The sequence below is a fragment of the Stenotrophomonas sp. YJH_SMC_17 genome (genome assembly GCF_059371655.1).
In genome coordinates this window covers 408514-417399 of record NZ_JCAFUU010000001.1, presented here as the reverse complement: position 1 = coordinate 417399, position 8886 = coordinate 408514, and the positions used below count along the sequence as shown (strand labels likewise).

The 8886-nt window shown below is 62.1% G+C and carries 13 protein-coding genes and 3 tRNA genes; 10 read left to right on the top strand and 6 right to left on the bottom strand.

Annotated elements, in window-relative coordinates; translation table 11 throughout:
- The first annotated feature begins 5 nt into the window (after nucleotides 1-5).
- Together AC5P8Z_RS02000 and AC5P8Z_RS01995 are read left to right on the top strand one after the other, a co-directional pair.
- Nucleotides 6-734 (top strand): ABC transporter ATP-binding protein, encoded by a 729-nt coding sequence (locus AC5P8Z_RS02000; RefSeq protein ID WP_142807664.1) that lies wholly within the window; start codon nucleotides 6-8, stop codon nucleotides 732-734.
- Nucleotides 731-1651 (top strand): HlyD family secretion protein, encoded by a 921-nt coding sequence (locus AC5P8Z_RS01995; RefSeq protein ID WP_295565726.1) that lies wholly within the window; start codon nucleotides 731-733, stop codon nucleotides 1649-1651. The genes AC5P8Z_RS02000 and AC5P8Z_RS01995 overlap by 4 nt, the downstream gene beginning before the upstream one ends.
- Before the next feature lie 23 nt (nucleotides 1652-1674).
- Here AC5P8Z_RS01995 and AC5P8Z_RS01990 read toward each other — a convergent pair whose 3' ends face one another.
- Nucleotides 1675-2103 carry a hypothetical protein gene (locus tag AC5P8Z_RS01990; RefSeq protein ID WP_495227940.1) on the bottom strand — a complete coding sequence of 143 codons (429 nt, stop codon included), beginning with the start codon at nucleotides 2101-2103 and terminating at the stop codon, nucleotides 1675-1677.
- Nucleotides 2096-2497, bottom strand: coding sequence for a hypothetical protein (locus AC5P8Z_RS01985; protein WP_495227939.1), 402 nt, complete (start codon nucleotides 2495-2497; stop codon nucleotides 2096-2098). Before AC5P8Z_RS01985 ends, AC5P8Z_RS01990 begins: the two co-directional genes overlap by 8 nt.
- Before the next feature lie 130 nt (nucleotides 2498-2627).
- Between AC5P8Z_RS01985 and AC5P8Z_RS01980 the strand changes: the two genes are divergently transcribed.
- The 5 genes from AC5P8Z_RS01980 (at nucleotide 2628) to AC5P8Z_RS01960 (ending at nucleotide 5126) form a co-directional block, all read left to right on the top strand.
- Nucleotides 2628-2703: transfer RNA gene (locus AC5P8Z_RS01980), tRNA-Gly, on the top strand.
- A gap of 142 nt (nucleotides 2704-2845) precedes the next feature.
- Nucleotides 2846-2921 (top strand) — tRNA-Gly (locus tag AC5P8Z_RS01975).
- A gap of 66 nt (nucleotides 2922-2987) precedes the next feature.
- Nucleotides 2988-3061 (top strand) — tRNA-Cys (locus AC5P8Z_RS01970).
- A 200-nt stretch (nucleotides 3062-3261) separates the two neighbouring features.
- Nucleotides 3262-4338: a site-specific integrase gene (locus AC5P8Z_RS01965; protein WP_495227937.1), complete on the top strand. Its 1077-nt coding sequence runs from the start codon at nucleotides 3262-3264 to the stop codon at nucleotides 4336-4338.
- A gap of 116 nt (nucleotides 4339-4454) precedes the next feature.
- A complete protein-coding gene (locus tag AC5P8Z_RS01960; protein WP_495227936.1) occupies nucleotides 4455-5126 on the top strand; it encodes a hypothetical protein in 672 nt (223 codons plus the stop codon).
- Between the two features lie 55 nt (nucleotides 5127-5181).
- Here the strand turns inward: AC5P8Z_RS01960 and AC5P8Z_RS01955 are convergent, their stop codons facing one another.
- Nucleotides 5182-5448 carry a hypothetical protein gene (locus AC5P8Z_RS01955; RefSeq protein WP_495227935.1) on the bottom strand — a complete coding sequence of 89 codons (267 nt, stop codon included), beginning with the start codon at nucleotides 5446-5448 and terminating at the stop codon, nucleotides 5182-5184.
- Between the two features lie 238 nt (nucleotides 5449-5686).
- On the opposite strand from AC5P8Z_RS01955, the gene AC5P8Z_RS01950 reads away from it, so the two are divergent.
- Complete coding sequence (locus AC5P8Z_RS01950; RefSeq protein WP_495227934.1) at nucleotides 5687-6268, top strand: hypothetical protein; 582 nt, start codon at nucleotides 5687-5689, stop codon at nucleotides 6266-6268.
- A gap of 120 nt (nucleotides 6269-6388) precedes the next feature.
- On the opposite strand, the gene AC5P8Z_RS01945 is transcribed toward AC5P8Z_RS01950, so the two are convergent.
- Nucleotides 6389-7042: a hypothetical protein gene (locus tag AC5P8Z_RS01945; RefSeq protein WP_495227933.1), complete on the bottom strand. Its 654-nt coding sequence runs from the start codon at nucleotides 7040-7042 to the stop codon at nucleotides 6389-6391.
- 190 nt (nucleotides 7043-7232) lie between these two features.
- Between AC5P8Z_RS01945 and AC5P8Z_RS01940 the strand changes: the two genes are divergently transcribed.
- A complete protein-coding gene (locus AC5P8Z_RS01940; protein WP_495227931.1) occupies nucleotides 7233-7451 on the top strand; it encodes a hypothetical protein in 219 nt (72 codons plus the stop codon).
- An 8-nt stretch (nucleotides 7452-7459) separates the two neighbouring features.
- Here AC5P8Z_RS01940 and AC5P8Z_RS01935 read toward each other — a convergent pair whose 3' ends face one another.
- Nucleotides 7460-7678 (bottom strand): hypothetical protein, encoded by a 219-nt coding sequence (locus tag AC5P8Z_RS01935; RefSeq protein ID WP_495227930.1) that lies wholly within the window; start codon nucleotides 7676-7678, stop codon nucleotides 7460-7462.
- The gene (locus tag AC5P8Z_RS01930) at nucleotides 7671-8570 is read right to left on the bottom strand and encodes a hypothetical protein (protein ID WP_495227929.1); all 900 of its coding nucleotides are present in this window, start codon (nucleotides 8568-8570) and stop codon (nucleotides 7671-7673) included. Before AC5P8Z_RS01930 ends, AC5P8Z_RS01935 begins: the two co-directional genes overlap by 8 nt.
- Before the next feature lie 7 nt (nucleotides 8571-8577).
- Between AC5P8Z_RS01930 and AC5P8Z_RS01925 the strand changes: the two genes are divergently transcribed.
- Nucleotides 8578-8811: a hypothetical protein gene (locus AC5P8Z_RS01925; protein ID WP_495227927.1), complete on the top strand. Its 234-nt coding sequence runs from the start codon at nucleotides 8578-8580 to the stop codon at nucleotides 8809-8811.
- The last annotated feature ends 75 nt before the right edge of the window (nucleotides 8812-8886 follow it).

The following is an 8886-nucleotide window of genomic DNA, read 5'->3' as shown; positions in this document are numbered from 1 at the left end:
GGCCGATGACTTCTACACGCGCCGTCGCCCCGACCCTGCAGGCCGACGCACTGGAAAAGGGCTTCATGTCCGGCGATGTGCAGGTGCCGGTGCTGCGTGGCCTGTCGCTGGACATCTATCCCGGCGAGCTGACCCTGGTATCCGGCCCTTCCGGTTGCGGCAAGAGCACGCTGCTGTCGCTGCTGTCCGGCCTGTCCGCACCCGATGGTGGGCGCGTGCATGCGCTCGGCCAGGATGTGGGCCACATGAGTCGCAGCGAGGTGGAGCGCTTCCGCCTGCACCATGTCGGTTTCGTGTTCCAGGGCTTCAACCTGTTCCCGGCACTGACCGCACTGGAGCAGGTGCAGCTGCCACTGGGTTACCGCGGCATGCGCAATCGTGAAAGTGAGCCCCTGGCCCGCAAGGCGCTGGAGGAGGTCGGCCTCAGCCATCGCAGCCACATGCGCCCGGCGCAGCTGTCCGGTGGTGAGAAGCAGCGCGTGGCGGTTGCCCGTGCGTTTGCCAAGTCGCCGACGCTGATCTTCGCCGATGAACCCACCAGCGCGCTGGATGCCGAGAACGGCCAGCGCGTGATCGACATCCTGCATCGCTACGCACGCGCGCATGGCGCCACCGTGCTGTGTGTGAGCCACGATCCGCGCCTGATCCGGCATGCCGATCGGGTGATCGCCATGGAAGACGGCATGGTCCGTGATGACCGTCGCCAGAACGAAACTGTAGAGTCCGCCCCATGACCAAGACGTCGCACCTGCTTCCCCTCAGCCTGGCCCTGTCGGCGGCATTGCTGCTCGGTGCATGTTCCAGAGAAGCGCCCGCCCCCGCATCGGCACCCTCAGGCAAGGCGGGCACTGCTGCCGCCGGCAAGGTTGCAGTGGCGCGCGGCATCATCGATGTCGAGGGTGGCCTGATTGCACTGGCGCCGCCGGTGGATGGCTCGATCACCGCCGCGCCGGTGAAGGAGGGCGCCACGGTGAAGCAGGGGCAGCTGCTGCTGTCGCTGGATGGCGCCCTGCTGCAGCAGGAGGTGGCAATGGCCACCGCCGATCTGGCCCTGGCCAATGACCGCCTGAAGGGCACCCAGGCGCAGCTGCGCGAACTGGAGCGCAACGCCACCCGCCTGTCCACGGGCGCCAGCGAAGGCGTGTCCTCGAACCAGCAGGCCGATGCGGCCAAGCAGCAGCTGGCCGGTGTGCGTGCCGATGTCGACGTGGCCGGTGCGCAGGTCGATATGGCGCAGCACAAGCTGGAGCACGCGAAGCTGAAACTGCAGCAGATGTCGTTGAGCGCGCCGGAAGCGGGTACGGTGGTCGGCCAGGTGCCGGGCGTCGGTGCTTTCGTGCAGGCCGGCAAGCCGGCGATCTCGCTGTTGCCGGCGCGCCCGCTGCAGGTGCGTGCCGAACTCAGCGCCGCCTATGCCGACGCCGTGCAGGTAGGCATGCACGCCACCGTGGTGCCGGACAGCGATGGCGCCGAGAACACCGCCACGCTGCCGTCTGCACGCGTGGTGCGCATCAGCCCGGTGTTCGCTCAGGCACGCCTGCCAGAAGATGCAGGGCGTGGCGTGGCCAAGGTGGTTGAATGCGTGCTGGAGTTCGATGGCGAGGCCAAGGCGCGCTTCGGCCAGCACGTGCGGGTGGAGTTCCGGAAGTAGGCCTGGCGTTGTGGTGGGGCCGCCTATGGACGCTGTCGACGCCTGAGCGCCCGCCACGCGCTCACCGCCGACACCAGGCACAGCGCCAGCAGCAGGCCCACATCCAGCAACAGCAACCACAGCAGATGCATGCCTTGCACCGGTGGCTGGTGCATCGCCGACAGCATCCACGGCACCGACCACGCCAGCAGCAGGGCGAAGGCGATCAGCAGTCGCAGCCATAGCCGTTTCAGTCTCCAGGGCCGCACGATCAAGGCGGCCACCACCAGCTCGACCGTTCCCAGCAGCGCGAACACGATGACGGTGCTGGTCGGGTACGGGATCTCTGCACCTTCCAAGCGGTGCAGCAGCCAGTAGTCCGGAGTGAAGCCGGCGTTGACCAGTGCTGCGATCAACGCCAGCCAGGTCAGCGCGACCAGCAGCCAGAACATACGGACATGGCGTCTAGGCATCTTCGGTATCCGTGAGGGATCGCGGACGGCTGCGCGACGAGAGCCGCCGGCTGCCGATGATTGCAGCCAGTGCCAGCAACCCCGGCCCGACCGTGAAGTACAGCAGGCGCAGCGGATGGTTGTGCATCAGCGTCCAGGTTGCGAATGCCAAGGGAATGGCCAGCACGAGCAGCTTGGCGAACAGTGGCCGCAGCACTGCGATCAGCGGCTGGGCGCCAATGAACATCCAGAACATATGGAACTGGGCGACGCCCAGGCCGATGTCACGATGTGACGTAAAGCCGAAATGGTCACGATACCCATCCATCCCCAGCGGAATCAGTACCCAATACAGCAACGCCACCAGCAGGTGCAGCAGCAGGGCGATCAACAGGGGCGTGCCGCGAAGGAGCATGGGCGAACGGGGTCGGGCGGGGCAGCGTACCCCAGCGCGGACGCCCGTGACCGCATGATGTGAAGACTGTTGACGGCGTGAAGGAATTTGGACACAATGGCGCTCCTTCGACGCAGGTCGAACGGAATCTGCGGGAATAGCTCAGTTGGTAGAGCGCAACCTTGCCAAGGTTGAGGTCGCGAGTTCGAGTCTCGTTTCCCGCTCCAGATTCTACAGGGCCCCGGTAGGGGCCTTGTTTTTCTCCCGCCGCGGCAAGGTGGGGCACGTTGGGCCACAAGGCTTTACGCGCAGTCAGAAAGGTGAAATCGCTGGTGTGTTTTCCCGATTTCGGGTAGCATGTCGGCTTACGCGGGAATAGCTCAGTTGGTAGAGCGCAACCTTGCCAAGGTTGAGGTCGCGAGTTCGAGTCTCGTTTCCCGCTCCATGTTCCGACAGGCCCCATCTTGGGGTTTTGTCTTGTCAGGGCTACGTTCCTGACGCGCAGTACGTTGGCCTCATGGCAGAGTGGCTATGCACCGGATTGCAAATCCGTTTACAGCGGTTCGATTCCGCTTGAGGCCTCCAAATAAAGCCCTGATTTATCAGGGCTTTTTCTTTGCCTGGCGTTTGGCGCCGGAGGGCAAAATCCCCTGATTCGCCCGCAAAATCATCGGTCTGCCACCCGTTTCCGGGTGGCAAACTCGCGTTAACATGTGCCGAGTGCGTTTACGTGAGTTCGAGCAGGGATGGCAACGAAGCGACGCCGAGGCGACTCCTGGCAGTACATGATCAAGCGGGCGGGGCTGCTGCCCCAGCCGGTCTACCTGAGCTTTGCCTCGGAGGCAGAAGGGGACGAATACGTGCGTCGCCTTGAGGCGCTGCTGGACCGAGGGATAGTGCCGGAGGAGCTGGCCAACACCAAGGCGGCGGCGAAGGACCTGCGCAGTCAGGTATCCGAATACCGGAGCGCGCAGCACATCTCTGTTGATGACGAGCAGCTGCTGCCTGTCCTGCTCTCGCGGTTGCCTATCGGTATTACCTTGCCGCAGCTGACCTTCACTTGGGCGACCGAGTGGGTCACCACCATGAAGCGTGAGCAGAACCTCGCGCCTTCGACCATACGGCACTACGTGGGTGCCCTGTCGCGCGCCTTGGATTGGCTCGCTGCTCACGGCGCGCTGCCAATGAATCCTCTGCGACTCTTGCCTCGGGGCTACTCCACGTACACGGCTGATGACAAGATTGCTGTGAAGCGCATAGATGGAGAGGCGAAAGCCGACCAGGAGCGCGATCGCCGTCTGGAGCTGGGTGAAGAAGAACGCATCCGCGAGATCCTTGCCGGCGCAAAGCCACTGGGGCGGCAGCGGCCGCTCGACCTGCCGCAGCGGGAGGCGCTGATACTGATGTTCGATATGGCACTGGAAACTGCGATGCGGATGCGCGAGATCTACACGCTCGAGCGCACCCAGATCGATGTGACGCGACGCACGATATTCCTGGAGAAGACCAAGAACGGTAGCAAGCGCCAGGTGCCTATGACCTCGACGCTAGTCGCCAGGATGGCCGCGTACGAGCGTGACTTCGGCGGCCGGCTATTCCCGTTCTGGGAGGGCGAGCGTAGTCCACTGGCCCTACGCCGTGTATCCAGCAAGCTGTCTCGCCAGTTTGAGCGCATCTTCGTCGCCGCCGGGTGTAAGGATCTAGGCTTCCATGATCTGCGCCACGAAGCGACGAGTCGACTATATGAAAGGACCTCGCTGACGGACATCCAAATTGCGAAGATCACTGGGCATCGTGATCCGCGACAGTTGAAGCGCTACGCTAATCTTCGCGCCTCCGATCTGGCAGATCAGCTCTGGTAAAGCGCCAACAAGAGGATCGCCAACATCAGGTCGCTCAGACAAGCGTCTAAGTGTTTAACTCAGTGCCGGGCGGAGCCACCGCCAAGAATGCGCAGAAATTTACCAGAGGGGGGGGAATGAAGGTCCTCAAAGCTTTGGCCTATATCCTGACAGCCAGTATCGGTGTGGGCCTGGTCTGGTTGTCGGTTTGGCTGTACATGAACCGCGTTTTCGCAGATCCGACAGCATTGCCGCCCAAGGACGGTCTAGCCGCACAGGCCGCCTGGGCGCAAGCCATTCTGTCGGTCTTCGCTGTCCTGGCCGCAGTCTGGGTGGCGCGGGGGCAGGCCAAGCAAAGTCAAAAACTTATTATTGATGAGTTGGCTCGCGTACGAGAGAAAGAAGGGCAAGAATCAGCTGAGAGGCAGCGCTTGGCATGCACGGCGCTTCAGAGCGTCTTCGATGACATCACGCGAGTCATCGCGCTACTCTGCGAAGAAGACTGCCAAAAATGGTCTGAAGCACTGACGTTGCTGCGGTCCGGTTCTTCTCAAGCGACCAAGGATTTTCAGCGAGTTGCTCCGGTGCTAAACAGTACACCGAGTGGCGCCCTTCACTGCTTCAACATCGAGCAGTCGCTTCAGACGTTCGAGAACGCTTTGTCAGAGTACTTCCAGCCTTTGTTGACGCGGGATGAATTCGGTAGGCTGGTATTCGGAGAAGTGACCGATCCTTGCGTCGCAAAGGAAGTGGCCGCAAGAGTCCAGCGCGATGAAATGGCACTATTGGAACAGATTGCGAGGTTGTAGCGCCGAGCCGCCTCTACAGCAGATGTACGCCCGGCACGCTTCATTGGAGGTCTGCTTAACCTTGCGATCGCTGCTGATCGGCCTGCTCGTATGCGCGAAGGTCCGGCAGTTTCGTGCGGCGCGACTTGCTTGCACGTTTCGTCGGGCCTGGCGCGGATGAGTTGGCTGCAGGTCGGTTGCCGATCGCCGATTTCTTTCGCTCGGCGGCCTGCCTGCGTCCTTCTGAGCGTAGGAAATCGAGCAGGTCCTCGCGCAGCATGACCGTGTGCTTCTGATTCAAGCGTACAGCCGGAACCTCGCCTTTGTCGACAAGTTCTTTCATTGCCTCCAAGCCAATTCGCATTATCCTGGCTGCCGCTTCAAGGCCGAGGGTATCCTCAGTGTCGCAGGCAGTACCCGTTTGACGTTCATTACCCATTGTCAGCCTCAGCAGAGCAATTCTCCATGTCAGAATGTCGATTGTTCAAAAGCGGGGGTGGCGAATGAATAGCTGGATAGGATGGGTTGAGTGCAGACCACTGAGCTCCACCTGTGTTGTCGATTGGGGGCCGGTCACGACCTTGCTTGCAGTCCTGGTCGCTCTCGGAGTTGGCGTCGCGCCTGTGATTCGAGATCGTTCGCAGCGTACGCGGCTTGCCAGGATGGTAGCCAGAATAGCTGTCAGTGAATTGGAGCTTCTCGAGCAGAGGCTTCTTGTATCTGCTGGTGTCATTAAGAAGTCGGGCAACATGCTCGATCACTGGAAGCATAAGGAAGTTAAGAGGCTGCTCATTCAAGTTTCCGCAGATGGTGTCACCGCTCTGATTCCACACGTGCACAACATCAGCGAGGATTTGGAGAGGCGTCTTGCAAAATGCATAAGTCTTCTGCGCGCGTTCGAGCGTTCCACCGCAACTATTGAGAAGACAAGGCCGTCGCAGCTTTTTGTGATGGGTGAAGATGGGATCTACTACTCCGGCTTGGCAAAGGAGCTTGCGGAACTCAGACGGTCGCTTTGCACGTGGACCAAATCTGAGTTCGAGGACTTGGCAGAGTCGGTTAAAAACGGTGTCATCGAATCGATGAACCGTGCGGCAGAGGAAAGAGAGAACTTTCGAATGCATAACCCCCCAAGTCGTGACCATTTGATCGAGCCCTCGTAGCGAATGGTGGAGTTCGTTCCTGTCCATAGGACCCCTCATCGACGCGTCCGCGGCAAGGCGTGGGCGCTTCCCCTGGCTGGCGAAGCTCCTGCAGATCTTGGAATTGGAGAGCTTCTCCATTCATGCGAACAGGTCCAATTGGGCCGGCAACGGCGGCGGTGGGGCAGCGACGGCCAAGGGCGCGGACCTCACGCGAATCAGACGCTCTCCCTCGCCGCGCATCTGCCACGGTCTGCCGGCGATGGGCACAAGGTCGTGGTAGCCACCACCACCGCCCACGCGGTCCTTGATCTTCACCTGGTAGTAGTCTCTGCCGCCGAACTGTGTGTGGTGCCCCGGATGCGGTCGAACGGAGACGACCGTGAAAACGGGAATCAGACGGTTCCAGTCGCTGGCCCGCACTTCATCGTCGTAGTGCCACGATCCATCCAGATTGCGGTCCATCGAGATAACCTGGTCGCCCACCTCGAAAGGCTTTAGGCTCTCGACATTGCCGTGCGCAGACTTGTGGATCGGGGGGAAGAAGTCGCGAATGGCGAAAAAGAGCCCGCGGCCGTTCGCGTCGGTGAACTCGGAAATGGGGAAGTAGGCAACGGCGATGCCTCCCTCACGCACGAGGTAGAAGGCAGTGCCGCACGGGGTCGGCCCGGCCGTCTCGTGCTTCCGCAGCGACTGGCGGGACCAGCCGCTTTCCAGCAGGTCCAGGACGACGCGCTCTGCGAGATCCGTTCCGATCTCCCGGTGCATCACGCGATCGCGTTGTGCTTCAGCCATGAGCGCACCTCCGCCAGCACCAGCGCAGCCCTGCGCGCGGCACGCGCCTCTGATAGCCCATAGGGTGGCGGTGCCGGCCGCAAACCCGGCTAGGGCGAACACGTGGACCATTGCAGCGGTGAGCAGACCGTCCGCCATTGACCAATGAGCGGCTTACGGCGACCATCTCCGAACCAGCAAGGAGCGCGTGATGAAGCCAGAGATCCAGAGTGATTCGTTGAGCACCAGCTACTACGGCCAAGACATCTACGTTGAGGCTTCGCAGCCCGAAGGCGGGAAGGCATTTGTGCACCTCGTACAAGCCGGTGAGTTCCCTGAGATCAACAACCCCGACTGCGGCGAGCACGACACGCTCGAACAAGCCCTGCACGCCGGTCTGCGGTTCGCGACGTCCTTGATCGACAACTAGCGCTGTGTTCATGCGGCGTCCGCCGGCGGCAACGTGACTGGGTCCAGGTTGGTGGCGATCAAGACGTAGAAGGGCGGCGGACTGACGTTGATGCCGCACATGCGGACCTGCGCGGTGGTCTTCAGCACCGTGCCGCCGCCGGCGAACAGGTCGACCACGATTTCGTGGGGGCGCAGGCGGGAGACCTGTGGCGGCGAGATGATGAATGAGGGGGAACCGTCAGCCATGTGCTGCCTCCCAGGCGACAAGAGCGTCAGCGGCAAGGGGCCGTACGAACCATGCCGCTGGGCCATCTTCGGTATCACCCAGCCAGACCAAGCGCCAATCTGCGCCAGGGCCAGTGGGCTGCCACGCGCGCATCGCATCCCAGTAGCGATGGTCCCCGGTCTCCACGGCTTCTTCGGTGAAGTCGCCAAACGTCACCTTCAGGTCGAATCCCTGCGCAAGCAACAACGGTCGCAGCGATACCTCGCGACCGTCAGCCCACATCGGCACGTCCGGATGGCACGGGATCTCGCCATCGGCATGGCGCGCTGGGAGGCGACTCGGGTGGTACAGGCCGCGCCACGGGTCCGCAGGATCGATGACAGTGCGGCTCTGATTCCTGACCAACTCCAGTAGTTCGTTGGCCTGCGCCAGCCGGTGGTGCAGATCCCGCAGCGCGGTCTGGGCCTGCGCGAGGGTGATAGCCTTCGCCTGATTGGGCAGCCACACAGCCTCGACAGCGATCGCGCTGATCGTTTCGAATGCCTCGCGCAGATGGTCACCGGTGAGCTGCCGGGGAAGGGCATCACCTGCAAAGTGCGCAAGGACGGCGAGGCAGGTCAGCTGTTCGCGCAACAGGTCAGTAGCCCGCTGATCAATGTTGCTGCTGCCGGCGCCGAGCGCGGTCGGAACATCCTCAGTGATCGCGGTGAGCAAGCCGCTGTCGACCTCACCATGCCGCTGTTTCCCAAGCCGCTTAGACCAGGTGAGGTCGGTCCTATCATGCCGTTGGACTTGGTGGAGGTCGTTGGCGCTGCGGGGAGATGGCATGGGCAGTGCGAGTCGCTGCGCGTTGATGTTGTGATCGATCAGCAGGCAGTGGTGATCGAGCAGACCGTAACCCTTGAAAGGCACTACAGCGATGCGGACTGACCTTTGGGATCAATTCGGCGAACTGGTCAGCAGCAACCCTCGATTGCTGGCGACCGTCACCGCACACAACAGTGATGGCACCAGCACGCTGACGACGTATGACGGTGTACAGATGCGGGCGTTCGGCCAGCTGCAGCAGGCCATCCCATACAACGTCTGGGTTCGCGGTGGTCGCTTGGTCGAGGCGGCTCCCAACCTTCCGGTGATCGAAGTCACCATCTAGCAAGACAGGGCGCTGCCCAGATGCCTGCAAGCATCCAGACAGCACCGCGACACAGGTGGTCTCAGCACCTGGCAT

What these genes read in the sequence shown, in the direction of transcription:
- AC5P8Z_RS02000 (WP_142807664.1), top strand. Translation starts at nt 6, where the DNA reads ATGACTTCTACACGCGCCGTCGCCCCGACCCTGCAGGCCGACGCACTG.
- AC5P8Z_RS01995 (WP_295565726.1), top strand. Translation starts at nt 731, where the DNA reads ATGACCAAGACGTCGCACCTGCTTCCCCTCAGCCTGGCCCTGTCGGCG.
- AC5P8Z_RS01990 (WP_495227940.1), bottom strand. Translation starts at nt 2,103, where the DNA reads ATGCCTAGACGCCATGTCCGTATGTTCTGGCTGCTGGTCGCGCTGACC.
- AC5P8Z_RS01985 (WP_495227939.1), bottom strand. Translation starts at nt 2,497, where the DNA reads ATGCTCCTTCGCGGCACGCCCCTGTTGATCGCCCTGCTGCTGCACCTG.
- AC5P8Z_RS01965 (WP_495227937.1), top strand. Translation starts at nt 3,262, where the DNA reads ATGATCAAGCGGGCGGGGCTGCTGCCCCAGCCGGTCTACCTGAGCTTT.
- AC5P8Z_RS01960 (WP_495227936.1), top strand. Translation starts at nt 4,455, where the DNA reads ATGAAGGTCCTCAAAGCTTTGGCCTATATCCTGACAGCCAGTATCGGT.
- AC5P8Z_RS01955 (WP_495227935.1), bottom strand. Translation starts at nt 5,448, where the DNA reads ATGAAAGAACTTGTCGACAAAGGCGAGGTTCCGGCTGTACGCTTGAAT.
- AC5P8Z_RS01945 (WP_495227933.1), bottom strand. Translation starts at nt 7,042, where the DNA reads ATGGCTGAAGCACAACGCGATCGCGTGATGCACCGGGAGATCGGAACG.
- AC5P8Z_RS01940 (WP_495227931.1), top strand. Translation starts at nt 7,233, where the DNA reads ATGAAGCCAGAGATCCAGAGTGATTCGTTGAGCACCAGCTACTACGGC.
- AC5P8Z_RS01935 (WP_495227930.1), bottom strand. Translation starts at nt 7,678, where the DNA reads ATGGCTGACGGTTCCCCCTCATTCATCATCTCGCCGCCACAGGTCTCC.
- AC5P8Z_RS01925 (WP_495227927.1), top strand. Translation starts at nt 8,578, where the DNA reads ATGCGGACTGACCTTTGGGATCAATTCGGCGAACTGGTCAGCAGCAAC.